At 68.1% G+C, this 19,302-nt stretch carries 16 protein-coding genes; 9 read left to right on the plus strand and 7 right to left on the minus strand.

Features of this window, described 5'->3' with window-relative positions; translation table 11 throughout:
* Positions 1-76: 76 nt before the first annotated feature.
* Both iolG (ASD82_RS05015) and iolG (ASD82_RS05020) read left to right on the plus strand, forming a co-directional pair.
* A complete protein-coding gene (gene iolG, locus ASD82_RS05015) occupies positions 77-1,060 on the plus strand; it encodes an inositol 2-dehydrogenase (RefSeq protein WP_200950220.1) in 984 nt (327 codons plus the stop codon).
* Between the two features lie 13 nt (positions 1,061-1,073).
* Positions 1,074-2,051 carry an inositol 2-dehydrogenase gene (iolG, locus tag ASD82_RS05020; RefSeq protein ID WP_056716351.1) on the plus strand — a complete coding sequence of 326 codons (978 nt, stop codon included), beginning with the start codon at positions 1,074-1,076 and terminating at the stop codon, positions 2,049-2,051.
* Positions 2,052-2,108: 57 nt separating this feature from the next.
* Here iolG (ASD82_RS05020) and ASD82_RS05025 read toward each other — a convergent pair whose 3' ends face one another.
* On the minus strand, positions 2,109-3,428 hold the full coding sequence (locus tag ASD82_RS05025; protein WP_200950222.1) for a histidine-type phosphatase: 1,320 nt from the start codon (positions 3,426-3,428) through the stop codon (positions 2,109-2,111).
* A 103-nt stretch (positions 3,429-3,531) separates the two neighbouring features.
* Entirely contained in the window at positions 3,532-5,937 is a 2,406-nt protein-coding gene (locus ASD82_RS05030) for a TonB-dependent receptor (protein WP_162253809.1), read from the minus strand.
* A 258-nt stretch (positions 5,938-6,195) separates the two neighbouring features.
* On the opposite strand from ASD82_RS05030, the gene ASD82_RS05035 reads away from it, so the two are divergent.
* The 5 genes from ASD82_RS05035 (at position 6,196) to ASD82_RS05055 (ending at position 12,328) form a co-directional block, all read left to right on the plus strand.
* On the plus strand, positions 6,196-8,256 hold the full coding sequence (locus tag ASD82_RS05035) for a phytase (protein ID WP_056716356.1): 2,061 nt from the start codon (positions 6,196-6,198) through the stop codon (positions 8,254-8,256).
* A gap of 98 nt (positions 8,257-8,354) precedes the next feature.
* On the plus strand, positions 8,355-8,645 hold the full coding sequence (locus ASD82_RS05040; RefSeq protein WP_056716359.1) for a hypothetical protein: 291 nt from the start codon (positions 8,355-8,357) through the stop codon (positions 8,643-8,645).
* Positions 8,642-9,418, plus strand: a complete 777-nt coding sequence (locus ASD82_RS05045; protein ID WP_056716361.1) for a biotin/lipoate A/B protein ligase family protein — start codon at positions 8,642-8,644, stop codon at positions 9,416-9,418. Before ASD82_RS05040 ends, ASD82_RS05045 begins: the two co-directional genes overlap by 4 nt.
* Positions 9,419-9,518: 100 nt before the next feature.
* Entirely contained in the window at positions 9,519-10,901 is a 1,383-nt protein-coding gene (locus tag ASD82_RS05050) for a pitrilysin family protein (protein ID WP_056716364.1), read from the plus strand.
* 20 nt (positions 10,902-10,921) lie between these two features.
* The gene (locus ASD82_RS05055) at positions 10,922-12,328 is read left to right on the plus strand and encodes a pitrilysin family protein (protein ID WP_056716429.1); all 1,407 of its coding nucleotides are present in this window, start codon (positions 10,922-10,924) and stop codon (positions 12,326-12,328) included.
* A 249-nt stretch (positions 12,329-12,577) separates the two neighbouring features.
* Here the strand turns inward: ASD82_RS05055 and ASD82_RS05060 are convergent, their stop codons facing one another.
* Positions 12,578-12,994, minus strand: coding sequence for an NUDIX domain-containing protein (locus tag ASD82_RS05060; RefSeq protein WP_235580639.1), 417 nt, complete (start codon positions 12,992-12,994; stop codon positions 12,578-12,580).
* The gene (locus ASD82_RS05065) at positions 12,973-13,461 is read right to left on the minus strand and encodes an 8-oxo-dGTP diphosphatase (RefSeq protein ID WP_056716372.1); all 489 of its coding nucleotides are present in this window, start codon (positions 13,459-13,461) and stop codon (positions 12,973-12,975) included. The genes ASD82_RS05060 and ASD82_RS05065 overlap by 22 nt, the downstream gene beginning before the upstream one ends.
* Positions 13,462-13,561: 100 nt before the next feature.
* Here ASD82_RS05065 and ASD82_RS05070 point away from each other — a divergent pair, with 100 nt between their 5' ends.
* Together ASD82_RS05070 and ASD82_RS05075 are read left to right on the plus strand one after the other, a co-directional pair.
* Positions 13,562-14,377, plus strand: a complete 816-nt coding sequence (locus tag ASD82_RS05070; RefSeq protein ID WP_056716377.1) for a phosphodiester glycosidase family protein — start codon at positions 13,562-13,564, stop codon at positions 14,375-14,377.
* Positions 14,374-16,785, plus strand: a complete 2,412-nt coding sequence (locus ASD82_RS05075; RefSeq protein ID WP_056716379.1) for a penicillin acylase family protein — start codon at positions 14,374-14,376, stop codon at positions 16,783-16,785. The genes ASD82_RS05070 and ASD82_RS05075 overlap by 4 nt, the downstream gene beginning before the upstream one ends.
* Before the next feature lie 39 nt (positions 16,786-16,824).
* On the opposite strand, the gene ASD82_RS05080 is transcribed toward ASD82_RS05075, so the two are convergent.
* From ASD82_RS05080 to ASD82_RS05090, 3 genes are read right to left on the minus strand one after another with little or no spacing between them, the layout of a single operon-like run.
* Complete coding sequence (locus ASD82_RS05080) at positions 16,825-17,205, minus strand: response regulator (protein ID WP_056716382.1); 381 nt, start codon at positions 17,203-17,205, stop codon at positions 16,825-16,827.
* The gene (locus tag ASD82_RS05085; protein ID WP_056716385.1) at positions 17,205-18,650 is read right to left on the minus strand and encodes an ATP-binding protein; all 1,446 of its coding nucleotides are present in this window, start codon (positions 18,648-18,650) and stop codon (positions 17,205-17,207) included. Before ASD82_RS05085 ends, ASD82_RS05080 begins: the two co-directional genes overlap by 1 nt.
* Positions 18,647-19,300, minus strand: a complete 654-nt coding sequence (locus ASD82_RS05090; protein WP_082585247.1) for a YfiR family protein — start codon at positions 19,298-19,300, stop codon at positions 18,647-18,649. Before ASD82_RS05090 ends, ASD82_RS05085 begins: the two co-directional genes overlap by 4 nt.
* Between the last annotated feature and the right edge of the window lie 2 nt (positions 19,301-19,302).

Genomic DNA, 19,302 nt, shown 5'->3' on the forward strand with positions numbered 1-19,302 from the left:
CCAGAAATTCTATTACACTCAAAAACAGAATATCAGTTCTATTTTTTTCGGCAACTCAGCTCGGGGGAGTCTACTCTTGGACAGAATCGACGTTGTCTTGATCGGCGCGGGCCGCATGGGCCAGGTGCACGGGCCCAATGCCGCCCGTCACCCGGGCCTGCACCTGAAGTACGTGGTGGATCCCCGCGTCGAGGCCGCGGGCTTCGCCGCCCTGCACGGCGCCAGCATGGTCAGCCTGGAACAGGCGCTGGCCGATCCCTCGATCGGCGGCGTGCTGATCTGCAGCTCGACCGACCAGCACCTGGGCCACGCGCTGGCGGCGGTCGAGGCGGGCAAGGCGGTGTTCTGCGAGAAGCCGATCGATCTGGATCTGGAAAAGGTGCGGGCGGCGCAGTCGCGCTTCGCCGGCGCCCGCTTCCTGCTCGGCTTCAACCGGCGCTTCGATCCGCAGTTTGCGCGACTGAAGCAGCAGCTGGACGCGGGCGCGATCGGCCGGCTGGAAACCCTGCACCTGGTCAACCACGACCCGGCCTCGCCGCCGGCGGGCTTCATTCCCACCAGCGGCGGCCTGTTCAAGGACTTCACCATCCACGACCTGGACATGGCGCGCTGGCTGATGGGCGAGGAGCCGGTCGAAGTGTTCGCCAGCGCCAGTTGCCTGGTCGACCCGGAGATCGGCCGCCAGGGCGACGTCGACACCGCCCGCTGCGTGCTGAAGACCGCCAGCGGCCGGCTGTGCGTGATCTCCAACACGCGCCGCAGCGGTTACGGTTACGACCAGCGCATCGAGGCGTTCGGCTCGACCGGCATGATCCGCGCCGACAACGTGGCGCAGGACACCGTGCACACGCTGACCGAGGCCGGCAGCTGCGGCGCGCCGATCATGCCCGCCTTCGCCGAGCGCTACCGCGAGGCCTATCGCGCCCAGATCGACCACTTCGCCGACGTGGTGCACGGCCGTGCCGTTTCGCGCACCGATTATGCCGACGGCGTGGCCGCGCTGATCCTGGCCGAGGCCTGCGCATGGTCCGCGCAGCACGAACAAGTCTTCACCCTCTGAGCGAGACACGATCATGCACAAAGTCGTCATAGTCGGAGCCGGCCGCATCGGTCGCATCCATGCCCGCAACGCCGCCCTGCATCCACGCATCGAACTGGCCGGCGTGATCGACGCGATCGACGCGTCGGCACAGGCGCTTGCCGCGGAGTGGAATGCCCCGGTCACCAGCCTCGACGCCGCGCTGGCCGATGCATCGGTCCGCGGCGTGATCATCGCCAGCTCCACCGACACCCACCTGGACTACTGCGTGCGCGCTGCCGCCGCCGGCAAGGCGATCTTCTGCGAGAAACCCATCGACCAGGATCTGGCCCGCGCCCGCGGCGCGGCGGCGAAGCTGTCCGGCGCCAACCTGCTGCTGGCCTTCAACCGGCGTTTCGATCCGAACTTCCGGGCATTGAAGGCGCGCCTGGACAGCGGCCGGATCGGCACGATCGAAAGCCTGCAGATCACCTCGAACGATCCCGCGCCGCCGCCGCCGTCCTACGTCGCCGTGTCCGGCGGCCTGTTCAAGGACATGGCGATCCACGACTTCGACATGGCCCGCTGGCTGCTCGGCGAGGAACCGGTCCAGGTCTATGCCGCCGGCAGTTGCCTGGTCGACCCGGTGATCGGCGAACTGGGCGACGTGGACACCGCGCGCACGCTGCTGAAAACCGCCTCGGGCAGGCTCTGCGTGATCTCCAACAGCCGCCGCAGCGGTTTCGGCTACGACCAGCGCATCGAGGCCTTCGCCTCCGGCGGCATGGTGCGGGCGGATAACGTGCTGGAGAGCACCACCCAGGTCTGCACCGAGGCCGGCGTCGCCAGCGACCGCCTGCAGAACTTCTTCCTCGACCGCTACGCCGAGGCCTATCGCAGCGAGATGGAGCACTTCGCCGACATGCTGGACGGCACGCGTGCCGCGGTCGGTTATGCCGACGGCGTGGCGGCGCTGGCGCTGGCCGAGGCGGCCAGCGAATCGGTACGCTCCGGCGCGCCGGTCAGGCTCTGAGTGAAGCGATGGCGGCGACCATCACGGTCGCCGCCATCGTGTTCCAGGCGGTCTTGATCAGGGCAGCACGGGCCGGCGCAGCACCGGCACCAGCTTGTCCTTCACGATCTTCTCGAAGTCCGCCAGCGGGCAGCGCTCCGCGCAACCCGGAATCGGGATGTACTGGTACGAGGCCGGATTGCCGGCGTCGAGCTTCTGCAGTTCGCGCACCTGGTCCATCGTCTGCGAGCGGTAGAACGCACGGACGAACTGCGCGCCCTGCGGATCGGCCAGCACCTCGAAACCGATCGCGCCGCCCGGCGGCGGATCGTCGCTGGGATAGCTGGGCACCTGCCAGTGCAGGTCGAGCATGCCGCCCAGGTCGGCAATGTTGGTGTCGTGTCCCACCAGCACCGTCAGCTTCGCGCCGTGTTCCACCGCCGCCAGCATGCGCGCGGCCAGCGGCGTGGCGGCGCGTGCCGCCACGTAGGGCGCGCGGCCTTCGTAGCGGAATTTCAGCGCGTGGAATTTCAGCAGGGTGGAAATCTGCTCACGGGTGAGGTGCCCCCAGGCGACGTCCTTCATCGGCTTCCCTTCGAGGTATTCGAGCAGGAAGGTCTGGCTGGCGGTGGAGGCGACGCCGAACGGATTGCCCACGCCGGGGCGATCACCGTCCTTGTGCTCCAGCCCGGCCGGCATCTTCGAGATGTCGCAAGCTGCGGCGGGCGCGCAGCCCATCGCCTGGTTGAGCAGGGCGAACAACGGCGCCTGCGCCTGCACTTCCGCCGCCATGCCACCGGCAGGCATCAGCGCCTGCACGGCCTTCAGCGCGGCATCGGCATCGATCGCCACCGCCCGCGTATCCAGCGGATGGAATTCCACGTCGTCGCGCTTGTCGGCCGGGAACGCGACGTTGATGCCGCAATCGGGAGCCATGCCTTCGACCAGTGCCCGTGCGGTGGCCTGGGTGCGCGACTTCGCGCTGGCGGCGACCTCGACGTCTCCGTTCGCCGGACAGCCGGTGGCCGGCAGCAGGCCGCGGGCGGCCCAGTTGATGCGATCCCACTGGCCGAGCAGGCGCACCGCATCGCGGCCGTGCCCGGTCAGCTCGCCGAAGTCGACGTCCCATTGCGGCCACGGCGACGGATTGGTGCCGGCCGGCGTGACTTGCTGCTTGGTCGGCGGCCTGACGCCGTGGCGCATCAGCATCACCACCCGTTGCAGCTTCAGTTCGACTGGCTGCGCGACGGCCGATGTCGCGGCCGACGCCGGCGTGGGCGACTGCGCGTCCGATGCGCGCGTGCACCCGCCCATGCTCATCGAGAACACCGCCAGCGGAATGCCGGCGAGCAGCTTCAGCGCAAGCGCGGATGAATTTCTGGAGTGCTTCAGTTGCATGTTCATTGCTCCTCGCAAACCGGACCTTGCCATGTTGCTCAAAAAAACGGCGATCCCGGGGAGAGGATCGCCGCCAGACACCGTGGGGACGGAATTCGAAGGCTCAGAACACGGCGCGCAGCGTGAGCGACCAGCGTGGCGACGAGCACTCGCGCTCGAGCTCCATGAAGTCGACGTTGTACGCCCGGTTGTTGGCCATCATCTCGGTGGCGTCGTCACCGGCGAAATCCTGTTCCAGCTGTTCGCTGCACGAGTCGAGCAGGTTGTTGCCGGTCAGGCGCAGCACGAACGACTTGCCGAGGCGCTTTTCCAGGAACACTTCCAGATTGCCGCCGTAGCTCGTGCTCTGCATTTCGCCGGGCGAATTGTGCTGGTAGGACGGCCCCTGCTTCTGGTAGCTGGCGCCGAAGCTGGCCTTCCACGCGGGAATGTCCTGGGTCACGCCGACGTTGTAGACGAACGACGGCTGGTCGTCGACGGTCACGTCGCGGCCGGTGATCGGGTTGAGCCGCTTGGAGAACAGCCGGGTGTAGTTGCCGAAGATGCCGGTGTTGGGCATGCCCAGCGCGCTCAGCGGCATCGACATGTCGAACTCCACGCCGCGGACCTTGGCGCTGCCGATGTTCTGGAACGTGTACAGGCCACCGGGGAAATCGTCCGGGTCCTGGCCGGCATCGGTGACCGGTCGCGTGGTGCGGACCATGCCGATCAGGTCGGAGATGTTGCGCTGGAACAGGTTGACGCCGACGATGCCGCTCTTGCCGATGCTGTGCTCGTAACCCAGGTCGAAGCCCAGCGAGCGCTCCATCTTCAGGTCCGGGTTGCCGATCGTCACGTCCCACTCGCCCGGCGATTCCAGGGTCACCGACGGCACCAGCTGCTCGACGCTGGGACGACGCACGGTGCGCGCCACGCTGAAACGCAGCTGGTCGGCATCGGTCAGTTTCCACTGCAGGTGCGACGACGGGTTGAGCATGAACTCGTGGCTGTCGGCGTGACCGGTGGTCTGCGCGTCCTGCACGTAGTTGACGTAGTTGGTGGTGACGTAGTCCTGCTTCGTCCGGGTCTTTTCGCCGCGCACGCCGGTAGTGAGGGTGAACGTCGGGCTGAATTCCCAGTCCACCGTGGCATAGGTGTCGAAGCGGTCTTCCTTGTAATCGAACCGCCCTTCGGTGCCCTTCTGGGTCGACTTGCTCAGGCCCGAGAGCTCCGATTCGGTATAGGTGCGGTCCTTGTTCTTGACCTGCACGCCCACCTTCAGCGTCGCCGCGTCGAGACCCATCGAGCTGGCAAGATCCGGCATGCGCCGCGTGATGGAGGCATCAGCCATCCAGTTCTTGTCATCGGCCGCCGTGCCCTTGTTCTTGTCCCGGGTATCCGGCGTGTCCTTGAAGTAGTGCTTGACCTCGCTGCCCTTGGTGCTGTTGCGGCCCAGGTAGGCCTCGAAATCGGTGCGGTCGTTGAACGAGGTGTTGAACAGCGCGGACAGGCCGTAGCTGTCCTCGTCGATCGGCGTGTTCTCGAACTTCAGTTCCGGATTGGCCAGGTCGAGGCCGCCGACACTGCCATCGCCCTCGTAGGTCCGGGTGTTCTCGTATTCGGTGCGGCGGGTCTTGATCGCGAAGGCGTCCAGCCGCAGGCTGGAGACATCGGACATGCGCCAGGTCACGTCGCCGTTGAAGGACAGGTCCTTCGACTCGCGCTCGTCGCCCTGCTCTTCGCGCCCGGTCGCCCGCGACTTGCTGATGTCGTCCCAGCTCTGCAGGCCGCGACCGTTGCTGCCGGCGGCCACCGCATCGCTGAAGCCGACCGTGTCGCCGTCGACCACTTCCTGGATCGCATGCTTCTCGTTGAAGCGCTTCTGCGCATCCACGGTCAGCGAATAGAACACCGTGTTCGCGTCGTTGCGGCCGGACCAGGACACGGCCGCATTCGGGCGGATCCGGCCGGTCTTCTTGTCCCAGGTTTCGCCGACGCGGACGATGACGCCGGGCGGCAAGGTCGCGCCGTCCTTGAGGATGATGTTGATGGTGCCGCCCACGCCCTGGCTGTCGAAGTCGGCCGATGGCGAACGGACGATCTCGATGCGATCGATGATCTCGGCGGGGATGCGGTCGACGGCGACCGAACGGTCATTGCCGATGCCGGGCACGGCGCGGCCGTTGACCAGGATCTGCGTATAGCCGTTGCCCAGGCCGCGCATTTCCGGCGCCACCGATTCGCCGACGTCGCCGACGAAGGCCACGCCCGGTACGCGACGCAGCTGGTCGCCCACCGAGACCGGCTCGAACTTGGCGAAGAACTGCTGGTCGTACACCAGCACCGGCGCCGGCACATCGATGTGGCTGCGATAGCCGATGTTGCCGGTGACCACCATCGCCTGCAGGTCGATGGCCTCCTGTTTCTTCTTCTCATCCGCCTGCGCGGCGGCCTGATCGCCACCGCCAGCCTGGACGCCCGTAGCCGGCTGGGCGGCCTCCTGCGCAAACACCAGGCTGGGCGTAGCCAAGGCGCAACCGCTCAACAGTAGTGCCGCCTGCAACGCATTTCGACGAAAAGTGTGCATGGATCATCTACCCCCAAAGATTTGGCCACCCTCCCCTGCGACCCCCGCGGCGAAGTGCTGGCAATCCGAGAATACGAACAAAGATTCTAAAATGCAACACGTTTAGAATGTTTAGTGCAAAAAAGTTTTTGATGCCGTATGGTGGCCGCACGACAGCCAAGACACCGCGCGGGCGCAGCGGTCATCCGAGGAGAAAGGGGAATGAAAACACTGCTTCTTTACAGCGTCGCGACATCGCTTGCCCTGCTGCCGGCAGCCGGAACCGGCAAGTCCGCCGCACGCGACGCCGCCGCACCGGTGGTGCAGGCAAGCCTGCAGACCCAGGCCACCAGGAGCGGCAAGACCGACGCCAGCGTGATCGTCACCGGCACATCGCCTTCGGCGGTGCCACACGTGGTCGCCACCGCGGCGCTGGGCGGGCTGGAGGTGTATGGCGTCGATGGCCAGCGCCAGGCCAGCGTGCCCGCCGGCGAAGTGGCCGGTGTCGATGTCAGCTACGACTTTCCGATCGCGGGCAAGCCGCGCACGGTGCTTGCCGCGGTCGACGCCACCGGCAACCGCCTGCGCCTGTTCACCATGGACGGCGGCGTGCCGGTCGAAGCGGGCGCGCGCGCGATCCCGCTCGGCTTCGCGGTCGAAGGCGTGTGCCTGTTCCGCCAGCGGCTGGACGACGCGCTCTACGCCGTTGCAGTGGGCGACGGCGGCGAAGTGGATCAGCAGATGATCTACGCCACCGCCGACGGCAAGCTCGATGCACGCCAGGTGCGGCGGATCAGCCTTCCCTCCAAGCTGAAGCAGTGCACTGCCGACGGCGACGGCAACCTGTATGCCGCCGAGCAGGCCGTCGGCATCTGGCACCTCGACGGCAATCCCGAGGCCGACCTGTCCGCCACCCTGGTCGATGCGCCGCGACTGGGCCACCTCGGCAAGAAGGTCGAGGGCGTGGCCTTGTACGACGGCGGCAAGGGCAGCCGGTGGCTGCTCGCCGCGGACACCTCCGAAGGGCGCATCAATCTCTACGACCGCGCCGATCACGATGCCTACCTGGGTAGCTTCGCCGTCACGGCACAGGGCAAGCCGCTGGACGGTCCCGGCCCGCTGTTCGCCACCAGCGTGGCGCTGGGCGCGAAGCTTCCCCACGGCGTGCTGCTGATCAGCGACGAGGACGGCGGCGCCAACCACAAGGGCGTGTCGATGGCCGACGTCGCCCGCGCGCTCAAGCTGCAGCCGGGCACGCCGCAGGACCCGCGCGCAGCGGCGAAGCCGTCATTGGCAACCGTCACCGCCCTGGTGGAAACCGTGCCGGTGGCGAGCTTCGGCGACGCGGCCGACGACCCGGCGATCTGGGCGCATCCCACCGATCCGGCAAAAAGCCTGATCGTGGCCACCGACAAGAAAGCCGGCATGTTCGTCTACGACATGCAGGGCAAGGTGGTGCAGTTCCGTCCCGACGGCAAGATGAACAACACCGACCTGCGCGACGGCTTTCCGCTGGGCGGGGACCAGGTGACCCTGGTCACCGCCAGCGACCGCACGCACAAGTCGGTGGCGATCTACCGGCTCGATCCCGACCGGCGCGAACTGGTGGACGTCGCCGACGGCGTGCAGGCCACCGGCATGGCCGATCCCTACGGCCTGTGCATGTATCGCAGCCCGAAGAGCGCGAAGACCTACGTGTTCATCAACACCGGCGACGGCCTGATGCGCCAGTGGGAATTGCTCGACGCCGGCAAGGGCCGCGTGCGCATCAAGCAGGTGCGCGAGTTCCGCATGGCCAGCCAGGCCGAGGGCTGCGTCGCCGACGATGCCAGCGGCGTGCTCTACGTCGGCGAGGAAGACGTGGCCTTGTGGAAGATGGACGCCGAACCGGATGGCGGCAACGCGATGACGGCGATCGACCGCGTCGCCGGCAACAAGGCGATCAGGGACGACCTCGAAGGCGTCGGCATCTACGACCTGGGCGGCGGCCGCGGCTACATCGTGGTTTCCAGCCAGGGCAACAACACCTACGCGGTGTACCGCCGCGAGGGCGATCATGCCTACCTGGGTTCGTTCGCCGTGGTGGCCGATGGTGCCCGCGGCATCGACGGCATCTCCGAGACCGACGGGCTGGAGGTCACCAGCCGCAACCTCGGCCCCGGCTTCGAGCACGGCGCGATGATCGCCCAGGACGGCCGCAACGTGCTGCCCACGCAGAACCAGAACTACAAATACGTTCCCTGGGAGTCGATCGCCCGGGCGCTGAAGCTGGAAATGCGCTGAAACTCACAAAGACGGCGGCCTGAGGCCGCCGTCTTTGGCATCGGTGCCGCCAACGAGGCAAACTGCGCGTCTGTCCAGACGACACGCGGAACGCGCCCATGCACGGCGAATACAAGATGCCCGGCGGCAAGCTGGTGGTGATCGACCTGGAGTTGCATGGCGATCACCTGGCCAAGGTGCAGCTGAGCGGCGACTTCTTCCTGGAGCCGGACGGCGCGCTCGACCTCATCAATCGCGCGCTGGAAGGCCAGCCCGCGGCGGCCACGGAAGCGGAACTGGCCCGCGCCATCGCCGGCCCGCTCGACAGCGACGTGATGATGTACGGCATTTCGCCCGAGGCGATCGCGGTCGCCGTGCGCCGCGCCCTGCACAAGGAATCTGCAGCATGATCCGCACCGACTGGCGCGACCACGACTGGCAGCTGATCCACACCACGCCGCAATCGCCCACCCTGCACATGGCGCTGGACGACGTACTGACCCACGAGGTCGGTGCGGGCCGCCGCGCGCCCACCCTGCGCATCTGGGAATGGGCTTCGCCCGCGGTGGTGATCGGTCGTTTCCAGTCGCTGCGCAACGAGGTCGACGCCGAGGCGGCGCAGCGTCACGGCATCGAGGTGGTGCGCCGGGTTTCCGGCGGCGGCGCGATGTTCATCGAGCCCGGCAACACCATCACCTATTCGATCTACGCGCCGAAATCGCTGGTCAAGGACCTGTCGTTCCAGGAGGCCTACGCCTTCCTCGACGAATGGGTGCTCGAAGCGCTGGCCGAGCTGGGCATCAAGGCCTGGTACCAGCCGCTCAACGACATCACCTCCGAAGGCGGCAAGATCGCCGGCGCCGCCCAGGTGCATCGCGGCGGCGCGGTGCTGCACCACGTCACCATGGCCTATGACATCGACGCGACGAAGATGCTGGACGTGTTGCGCATCGGCCGCGAGAAACTGTCCGACAAGGGCACCACCAGCGCGGCCAAGCGGGTCGATCCGCTGCGCAGCCAGACCGGCCTGCCCCGCGAGGCGGTGATCGAGCACATGATCGCCACCTTCCGCCGACTGCACGGCCTCGGCGACGGCATGCTGCGGATGGATGAACTGACCCAGGCCGAAACCCTGGCGCAGTCCAAGTTCGGCAGCCGCGAATGGACGGCCGACGTGGCCTGAGCAGCTGCACGGCAGGGCCATACCTGCCATTCGTCACTTGTCAGCCGTGGTTCGCGAGGCAGAGGATCGGGCTTCCGTTCGCGCTGACAAGGAGAAGTAGATGCGTGCTTCACGACTATCCGTCCTGGTCGCCGGGCTCTGCCTGGCCTTCGCCGCCCACGCCGCCGACACCGACACCTGGAAGCTCCCGGTCGCGGTGAAGAAACTCGACAACGGCCTCACCGTGGTGGTCTCCGAAGACCACAGCTCGCCCACCGTCGGCATCAGCATGGTCTACCACGTCGGCATGCGGCTGGAGCCGCAGAATCGCACCGGCTTCGCCCACCTGTTCGAGCACCTGATGTTCGAGGGCACGCCGGACGCGCCCAAGGGCACCTTCGAGCGGGTGATCCAGGGTGGCGGCGGCGTGTTCAACGGCTCCACCCGCGCCGATTACACCAACTACATCGCGTCGGCACCCTCGTCCGCGCTGGCGCCGATCCTGTGGATGGAGGCCGACCGCATGAAGTCGCTGGACTTCAGCGCGAAGAACCTGGCCAACCAGCAGAACGTGGTGAAGGAGGAGATCCGCGTCAACGTGAAGAACCAGCCCTACGGCCTGTTCTACTGGACCGACCTCAACCGCCTCGCGTTCGACAAGTGGGCCAACAACCACGACGGCTACGGCTCGTTCAAGGACCTGGACCACGCCAGCATCGCCGACGTGAAGACCTTCCACGACACCTTCTACCAGCCGGCCAATGCGGTGCTCGGCATCGCCGGCGACGTCACCCCGGCGCAGGCCTTCGCGCTGGCGCAGAAATACTTCGGCCAGCTGCCCGCCCGCGCGTTGCCGCAGCGTCCCGACGTCACCGAGCCGCTGAACACCAAGCCGCGCCACGAGGAGCAGACCGACGCGCTGGCCAAGGTGCCGGCGCTGGCGATCGGCTGGAAGATGCCGGCCCGCGGCAGCAAGGACCAGGTGCCGATGATGGTGCTGTCGCAACTGCTGGTGGGCGACGATGCCTCGCGCTTCTACCAGGGCCTGGTCAAGGGCCGCGAGCTGCTGCTCAACATCAACGGCGGCGTGAACTTCCCGCTCGGCGACGGCAGCGACTACGCCGGTCCGACCCTGCTGGGACTGTTCGCGCTGTACAAGCCCAACGCCACGCCGGAGCAGGTGCTGGCCGCGATCGACGAGGAGATCGGCAAGGTCGCCAAAGACGGCGTCGACGACGCTACCCTGGCGCGGCTGAAGACCAAGATGCTGTCGGACTGGTACGGCGGGCTGGAGTCCTTCCTCGGCCGTGCCGACACGCTGGCCAAGCTGCAGACGCTGTGGGGCGACGCCAACGTGGCCAACCGCATGCCGGGCTGGATCGAGGCGGTGAGTTCGGATGACATCAAGCGCGTGGCCCGCGCCTATCTCACCGACGCCAACCGCAGCGTGATCGTGCGCCGCCCGGCCGCTGCTGCCGCTCCCGCCACCAAGACCGCCAAGTGAGGACCGCCATGAAGACGAACATGACATTCAGGACGCTCGCCATCGCGCTTGGCCTGGCACTGGCCGGCATGGCGCAGGCCTCCACCACCGCGCTGCCGAAGGACCTGCCCGCCTACGGTCCGGACAAGCCGCTGCCGGTGCCGCAGATCGCCCAGCGCACCCTGCCGAACGGACTCACCGTGTGGGTGGTGCCGCGCGAGGGCCTGCCCAAGGTCAACGTGGCGCTGTCCGTGCTCGGCGGCACCGCGGCCGACGCCCCCGCCACGCCGGCGATGTCGCAGATGATGGCGCGCCTGCTCGACGAAGGCACCGCCAGCCGCAGCTCGCGCGACATCGCCGAGGCGCTGCAGGCGATCGGCGGCGACTACGGCGCCGGCGCCGACGACGATGCGATCGGCATCCGCGCCAGCGCGCTGGCCTCGCACGCTTCGCAGTTGCTGGCGCTGGTGGCGGACACCGCGCTGCATCCCAGCTTCCCGGCCAGCGAAGTCGCCCTGGCGAAAGCCAATGCGCTGCAGGGCCTGAAGGTGCAGGAAGCCGACCCGGACTGGCAGGCAGGCCGTGCGTTCAATCATGCGGTCTATGGCGAGCATCCGTATGCGCGCGATTCGCTGGTGGAAGCCACCGTGCAGGCCACCTCCAGCGACTCGCTGCGCGCGCTGCACGACGCCCGCTTCCGGCCCGATCGTGCCCTGCTGGTGATCGTCGGGCGCATCGACGCGGACGCGGCGTTCAAGCTGGCCGAACAGCAGTTCGGCAGCTGGAAGGCCGACGGCAAGGCCCTGCCCGACACTGCGCCGGCACCGCGTGAAGCAGCGCCGCAGCGGCTGCTGGTGGCGCGCGACGGCGCCGTGCAGAGCAACATCCGTTATGGCCGTCCAGCCGTCCCCGCCAGCGACCCGGACTACATCCCGCTGACCGTGGCCAACACCATCCTGGGCGGCGGCTTCACCAGCCGCATCACCCAGGACATCCGCGAGGACAAGGGCTACTCGTACAGTCCGTGGTCGCGCTTCAGCGCCAGCCGCGTGGGCGGCAGCACGGTGGCCACCGTCGACGTGCGCAACGAGGTCACCGGCGCCACCCTGGCCGAACTGTCCAAACTGTTCGACAGCATGGCCAGCCAGCCGGCCAGCGCGGAAGAACTCAACGGCGCCAAGCGCCTGGTCGGCGGCATCTACCTGCTGCGCAACCAGATCCAGGGCTCGCTGACCGGCACGCTGGCGAACTACTGGGTGGACGGCCTGCCGCCGAGTTTCCTCGGCAGCTACGTGGCCGAGGCGAACAAGGTCACCGCCGCGCAGGTGCAGGCGATGGGCCGCAAGTATTTCGCCGCGAAGGACCAGAGCATCGTGATCGTCGGCGATCCCAAGGCGATCGATGCGCAGCTGAAGCCGTACGGGACGTTTGCGGCGTTCAAGCCCTGAAGAGCGACCCCACCCCAACCCTCCCCTGCACGCAGGGGAGGGAGCAAGGACGCGCATTCACGCTCGTCTTCTGCATGACAGGGCAGGAGCAAAACCGCACGCTCGATCCCTCCCCCTGCGCAGCAGGGGGAGGTCAGGAGGGGGTGGCTTTTGACTTTGCGGCGAAGAGCGACCCCACCCCGGCCCTCCCCTGCTCGCAGGGGAGGGAGCAAGGCTGCGCACCCGGCCCTACCCATACAAGAAGCAGGCTCACAACAGCGGCAGGATGTGCTCGCGGCTGAGCTGGGCCACCGGCACGTCGGGCCGGGCCGGATCGATCCAGCGCAGTTCGGCGATCTCGGCCAAGGCCGTGATCGTGCCGCGCACTTCCACCGCATAGACGGCCGCCTCGACCACGTGGCCGGGCTCGTTTGCCGCCGGCGCGCGGCAATGGCACAGCAGGCGGGCCGAGTCCGGCAGCAGTTCACAACCCAGCTCCTCGCGCAGTTCGCGGGCCAAGGTAGCCAGCTCGTCGATGTCGCCCGGATCGCGCTTGCCTCCGGGTTGCTGGAACACCGCGGCGCCATGCTTGCGCACCAGCAGGCTGCGTCCCGCCGTGTCGCGGATGACCGCAGCGACGATGCGGATGACCGGTTCCGCCGCGCTCACAGCCGGGTGTACGACCACGACTGCATGCGGCCGTCCCTGTACGGCATCACGCCGTGGAACGGCCGCGGGTCGGCGTCGAACACCAGCGGCAGGAAGTGGCGGTCGCCTTCCCACATCGGCAGGGTCAGCAGGCGCTCCAGCGCGACCCATTCCAGGGTGCCTTCGGGATTGACCATGAACGGCGTGCCCGCGTAGCGGTCGATCACGAAGATGAAGCCGAGCCAGTCCTCGCCCTGCTTGCCGAAGCCGGGCCAGTTCAGCGTGCCGCGCAACTGCATCGACTCGCAGGTGATGCCGGCCTCCTCCAGGATCTCGCGCTGCATGCAGGCGGCGATGTCCTCGCCCGGTTCCATCTTGCCGCCCAGGCCGTTGTACTTGCCCAGGTGCTGGTCGTCCGGGCGGGCGTTGCGATGGATCATCAGCACTTCGCTGCGATCGGGCGACAACACGTAACCGAGGGTTGCCACTATCGGCGTATAGGGCATGGGCGGGCACCGGGGAAAAGCGCAAGTTTAACGGCAGCCGGGCTCCGGCGCAGGCGGCGGCGGACTTGCACGCGCAACGCAGGGCGGCGACCATCGACGCATGGCTTCTTCTCCCCCGCTCCACCCCCGCCCCCGCCATTCCCGATGGCAGCGCGCGCTGTTGCCCGTATTGCTGCTGCTCGGCGCGCCCGGTTGCGCGCCCACGGCGCAGGCACTGGCCAGCGGCGAGATCGCCTTCGAAGGACAGAACTACCGGATCGTGCACGTCGACCTCAGGCGCGAGAACCTGTCCCTGCACTGGCGCGACCCGCAGAGCGGCCAGCCCTTCAGCAGCATCGAGACGCTGCGCCAGTGGGGCGAGCAGCACGGCCGGCACCTGCTGTTCGCCGCCAACGCCGGCATCTACGACCACAAGTTCGCGCCGCTCGGCCTGTACGTGGAAAACGGCAAGACCGTGGTGCCGCTGAACCTGGCCCACGGCAACCCGGCCTCGGGCAATTTCTCGCTGCTGCCGAACGGCGTGTTCGCGGTGTATCCGGACGGCCACGCCGCAGTGCGTACCAGCGCCGCGTTCAAGGCCGACGGCAAGAGCGCGAAGTGGGCCACCCAGTCCGGCCCGATGCTGCTGATCGACGGCAAGCTCAACGAGCAGTTCGTCGACGATTCGTCCAGCCTGAAATGGCGCAGCGGCGTCTGCGTGAAAACCCCGACCGAAGTGGTCTTTGCCGTGAGCGAGGCGCCGGTGAACTTCCATACGTTTGGACGGCTGTTCCGCGACAAGCTGGGCTGCCGCGACGCGCTGTACCTCGATGGCAGCATCTCGCAGCTGTACGTGGACGGCGAAGGCTACGCCGGCGCGCCGGCGTTCATGGTCAAGCCGTACGCGGGCATCTTCGCGGTGTTCGCCAAGCCATGACGACGCGTCGTCGCCGCATCCTGCGCATCGCGCTGCCGAGCCTGCTGGCGCTGCTGCTGGCCGCCTTCCTCGTCGGCTGGTACCTGTTCGCCGGCAGCCGCGCCCGGCTCGACGGCACGCGCCAGACCACCGGCCTGTCCGCTCCGGTCAGCATCCGTCGCGATGCGCTGGGCACGGTCACCATCGAGGGGAAGAATCGCACCGACATCAGCTATGCACTGGGCTACGTGCATGCACAGGAGCGCTTCTTCGCGATGGACCTGATGCGCCGCGTGAGCGCCGGCGAACTGTCCGCGCTGGTCGGGCCGGCCGCACTGAAGGTCGACCTCAACCATCGCCGCCATCGGTTGCGCGCCGTGGCCGTGGCCGCCTATGCGCAGATGGCTCCTGCAGAGAAACACGAACTCGACCGCTACCGCGACGGCGTCAATGCCGGGCTTGCCGACTTGCGCGTGCGGCCGTGGGAATACCTTTTGCTGGGCAGCCAGCCGCAACCGTGGCGCTCCGAAGACAGCGCGCTGGTGATCGCCGCGATGTACCTGGATCTCAACAGCGACGGCCGCAACGAACGCGAGCTGCGCATGGCGCAGATGCGCGCGGTGCTGCCCGCTTCGCTGGTGGATTTCCTGCTCGCGCCCGACCCCGACTGGGAAGCGCCGCTGAGCGGCCGGCTGTCACGCACGCCGGTGCTGCCCGCCGCCAGCGTGTTCGACCTGCGCCAGCTCGCGCCGACTGCAGCGTCGACGGCGCTGGCCGCCGCGCTGGCACCGGCGCTGGATGCACCGCGCCCCGGCAGCAACAACTTCGCCGTGGCCGGCACGCTCACCGGCAACGGTGCGGCGATGCTGGCCAACGACATGCACCTGGGCCTGCGCGTGCCGAACATCTGGTTCCGCACCCGCCTGCGCTATCCCGATTCCGGCGCGCCGAACGGCCAGCGCGACGTCAACGGCGTCAGCCTGCCCGGCACGCCGGCGGTCATCGTCGGCTCCAACGGCCAGATCGCCTGGGGCTTCACCAACAGCTACGGCGACTGGCAGGACTGGGTGCGCGTGCTGCGCGATCCGGCCGACCCGACGCGCTACAAGGTGCCGGACGGCTGGGCGAACATCGAGACCCACGACGAGCACATCCGGGTCAAGGGTCGGCCCGACACCATCCTCAAGGTCGAGGACACCCGCTGGGGCCCGATCATGGGCCAGGACGCCGACGGCACGCCGCTGGCGCTGGCGTGGATCGCCGGCCGGCCGCACGGCTACAACCTCGACCTGATGCAGCTGGAGCACACGCCCGACGTAGCTGCGGCGCTGGACCTCGCGCCGCATCTCGGCATGCCGCCGCAGAACCTGCTGGTCGCCGACAGCCACGGCAACATCGGCTGGACCCTCGCCGGCAACAGCATCCCGCTGCGCGCGGGGATCGACCCGCTGCTGCCGTCGGACTGGTCGAAACCCGGCAGCGGCTGGCAGGGCTGGGCCGCACCCGAGCGTTACCCGCGCATCGAGAATCCCGCCGATGGGCGATTGTGGACGGCCAACAACCGCACCGTCGACGGCGACGCGCTGGCCCTGCTCGGCAACGGCGGCCACGACCTCGGCGCCCGCGCCCAGCAGATCCGCGACGACCTGCGCGCCCGCCCCAGTTTCACCCCGGGCAACCTGCTCGACATCCAGCTGGACAACCGCGCGGTGTTCCTCACGCGCTGGCAGCGCCTGCTGCAGGACACCCTGGCCGGCAGCACCGACCCGGCGCTGCAGCAACTGCGCCAGCTCACCGCCACCTGGCGCGGCCGCGCCGCGGTGGACAGCGTCGACTACCGGCTGGTGCGCGCGTTCCGCAACCAGGTCAGCGAGGCCGTGCTGGCGCCGTTCGCCGCCCGCGTCAAACAGCGTTACGCAGACTTCAGCTGGCCCGGCGAAAACAGTGCCGAAGCCGCCGTGTGGACGCTGATCCACGCGCGGCCGCCGCAACTGCTCGACCCGCGATATCCCGATTGGCACGCCCTGCTCGTCGACGCCGCGAAACAGGTGACGACCGGACTCGGCCGGCAACCGGGCGGCCTCGCCGCCCGCAGCTGGGGCGAGCGCAACCGCGCCGACATCCGCCACCCACTCTCCGCCGCGTTGCCGCGCTGGCTGGGCCACTACATCGACATGCCCGACCAGCCGATCCCCGGCGACAACAACATGCCCCACGTCGCCGCGCCCGGCTTCGGCGCATCCGAGCACCTGGACGTCGCGCCCGGCCACGAAGCCGATGCCATCCTCAACATGCCCGGCGGCCAGAGCGACCACCCGCTGTCGCCGTACTTCGGCGCGGGCCACGAAGACTGGGTCGCGGGACGACCGACCCCACTGCTGCCGGGTTCAACCGTGCACACGCTGACCCTGCAACCCGCCACGCGCTGACCGTCATCGGAGATTGCGGCTGGCGAGCGCTTCGAAGGCTCACGCCTCCAGCGCGGCAGCCACCGTCTCAGGCAAGGTGTTCAGCGAGAACGGCTTCTGCAGCACGCGATAGACCAGCGCCTGCAGCGCTGGCGGCAGCGGCGATGGCGCGTAACCGGTCATCAGGATCACCTTCAGTTCCGGACGCAGCGTCTTGCCGATCCGGGCGACCGTATAGCCGTCGATGTCGGGCAGCTTGATGTCGCTCAGCAGCACGTCGATGCGCTGGTCGGATTTCAGCGCTTCGACCCCGCTGCTGCCGTCACTGGCTTCGACGACGCCGTAACCTGCGTCCTGCAGGTTTTCCATGACCAGTTCGCGCAGGAAGGTCTCGTCTTCGACAAGCAGGATGCATGGTGCGGAGGGATCGGGGGAAGACATTACGCTACCTCGGTAGTCGCTTCGCCGGCGACGTGCGGCAAGACGATGTGGATGGTGGTGCCGCGGCCGGGCTCGCTGTCGATGCTGGCCAGTCCGCGGGACTGCACGGTGAAACCGAAGATGGTGCTGAGGCCCAGGCCGGTGCCCTTGCCGACCGGCTTGGTGGTGAAGAATGGCTCGAAGGCCTTGCGGCGAACTTCCTCGCTCATGCCCATGCCGTTGTCGACCACCCGCAGATGCACGTAGTCGCCGTCCGGCAGGCCTTCCATGGGGTGATCGGCATCGATGCGCAGGTCGTCCACGCCGATGACGATGCGCCCGCCGTCGGGCATCGCATCGCGCGCGTTGACGACCAGGTTCAGTATCGTGTTTTCCATCTGGTTGGCATCGCACAGCACGGGGCGATGCGAGTCGAGCCGGTAATCGATTTCCACGCCGCTGCCCACCGAATGCTCCAGCAGCGGGTGGATGTCGCGAACCAGCACATCCAGCCGCAGCGACCGGGGCGACAGCGGCTGTTGCCGCGCGAAGCTGAGCAGGCGCTGGGTCAGGCTGGCCGCCCGATCGATGCCGTCCTGCGCCACGTCGAGGTAGTGCCTGATCCGCTGTTCCCGCGCTTCGCGGCCATCGTCTGACTCGCGCTTCCGCGGCGGCGAGGCGGGCGTGCCATCCGCCGACGGGTCGCCCTGCAGCAGTTTCTGTTGCAGCAGGGTGAGGCTGCTCTTGATGATCATCAGCAGATTGTTGAAGTCGTGCGCGATGCCGCCGGAAAGCTGGCCGATGGCTTCCATCTTCTGGCTCTGCCGCAGCGCCTCCTCGGTACGCGCGCGCTGCGCCATCTCGATGTTGAGTCGCTCGTTGGCGTCGGCCAGTTCGGTGGCGCGCCGGTGCAGGGCATCGTGGGCGCGGGTCAGCACGCCCTGCGCCACCGCCAGCGCGGAAAGCATCAGCACCGCCATGATGGTCAAGAGCGCCACGCCGCTGTAGCGCGCCAGTTGCACCATCAGCGGCGTGTCTGCGACGCGCAGATATACCCGGCCGACGGTGGTGGCGCCCTGGCGCGCCGGCACTTCCACCACTTGCCGCTGCTGCGGCGCGCGGCCGTCAGCGGCCAGGCTGTCGGCGATCGGCTCGCTGCCCGCCCGCTGGAAGCCGGCCACCTGGCGGTGCGCCTCGTTGTACACCGCCGCCGCATCCAGCCGGGGGTCGAGCATCAGGGCGTTCACGTATTCCTGCGCGGCCGCGCGGTCATCGAACGCGATCGCCGCGGTCACGCTGGCGGCCAGGATGTTGGCCTGGGTGATCAGCTGGTGTCGCCGCTCGACCCGCGCCGAATGGTATTGGTAGGCAGCGGCAAGCGCGCCGGCGATCAGCAGCATGCCGGCCGCGACCAGCAGCATCACGGGCCGGAACTTGTAGGGCCGTTGGTCCGCGCGTGCCTTCATCGCGAATTGACCTTCAGGGCCAGGCTCAACAGCTTCGAACTGATCGTGAGATGGTTGCGTGCGGCGGCGGCGATATTGATCTCGAAGCCGACCCGGCCCTGGCGTATCACGAACTGCACGATGCCCCGCTCATCCGGCGTGGCGGAGTCGACCACGGTCAGCACCGGCTTGCCGTTCACCGCAGCCAGCGCCTGCCGCGTGGTCTGCACCGGCAGCTGGCCGATGAAGGCGATCTGGCAATCCGCGTCGGCCGTCAGCGCATCCAGCCGGAGCACTTCAAAGGCATGCGTGCCGAAGCGACGCCCGACCACCGCGTCAGCCAGAAAGCCGCGGAACGGATCGTCGCCGACCACGCAAATCCTGAAAGGCACATCGGGGCTGGCGAACTCCCCGGGCGGCCAGTTGACGAAGGGCGCCAGCTTGTAGAGATACGTCGCCTTGACCGCGTACTCCAGCGAGATCGCCGGTGGCGCTGGCGACGCCTGTCGTGGCAATTGCACCGCGTTCGCCGCCGCCACACCCAGCGCGTACAGCAGCAGGACGACCAGACATGCCGGGCCGCGGGTACGCACCGCGTGCCATCCCGTGCGCAACGCGGCCACGGCACGCAGGGCGTGTCCGGACGCGGCGTGATGGGGCGGGATCGGCATGT

It is taken from the genome of Rhodanobacter sp. Root179, from assembly GCF_001428465.1.
Taxonomy (GTDB): Bacteria; Pseudomonadota; Gammaproteobacteria; order Xanthomonadales; family Rhodanobacteraceae; genus Rhodanobacter.

Excerpts from the sequence above, each read along its gene's own strand:
- ASD82_RS05085 (WP_056716385.1), bottom strand. The coding sequence starts at position 18,650 with ATGAAGGCACGCGCGGACCAACGGCCCTACAAGTTCCGGCCCGTGATG.
- ASD82_RS05075 (WP_056716379.1), top strand. The coding sequence starts at position 14,374 with ATGACGACGCGTCGTCGCCGCATCCTGCGCATCGCGCTGCCGAGCCTG.
- ASD82_RS05035 (WP_056716356.1), top strand. The coding sequence starts at position 6,196 with ATGAAAACACTGCTTCTTTACAGCGTCGCGACATCGCTTGCCCTGCTG.
- ASD82_RS05070 (WP_056716377.1), top strand. The coding sequence starts at position 13,562 with ATGGCTTCTTCTCCCCCGCTCCACCCCCGCCCCCGCCATTCCCGATGG.
- ASD82_RS05045 (WP_056716361.1), top strand. The coding sequence starts at position 8,642 with ATGATCCGCACCGACTGGCGCGACCACGACTGGCAGCTGATCCACACC.
- ASD82_RS05025 (WP_200950222.1), bottom strand. The coding sequence starts at position 3,428 with ATGCAACTGAAGCACTCCAGAAATTCATCCGCGCTTGCGCTGAAGCTG.
- ASD82_RS05055 (WP_056716429.1), top strand. The coding sequence starts at position 10,922 with ATGACATTCAGGACGCTCGCCATCGCGCTTGGCCTGGCACTGGCCGGC.
- iolG (WP_056716351.1), top strand. The coding sequence starts at position 1,074 with ATGCACAAAGTCGTCATAGTCGGAGCCGGCCGCATCGGTCGCATCCAT.
- ASD82_RS05050 (WP_056716364.1), top strand. The coding sequence starts at position 9,519 with ATGCGTGCTTCACGACTATCCGTCCTGGTCGCCGGGCTCTGCCTGGCC.
- ASD82_RS05065 (WP_056716372.1), bottom strand. The coding sequence starts at position 13,461 with ATGCCCTATACGCCGATAGTGGCAACCCTCGGTTACGTGTTGTCGCCC.
- ASD82_RS05080 (WP_056716382.1), bottom strand. The coding sequence starts at position 17,205 with ATGTCTTCCCCCGATCCCTCCGCACCATGCATCCTGCTTGTCGAAGAC.
- ASD82_RS05090 (WP_082585247.1), bottom strand. The coding sequence starts at position 19,300 with ATGCCGATCCCGCCCCATCACGCCGCGTCCGGACACGCCCTGCGTGCC.
- ASD82_RS05040 (WP_056716359.1), top strand. The coding sequence starts at position 8,355 with ATGCACGGCGAATACAAGATGCCCGGCGGCAAGCTGGTGGTGATCGAC.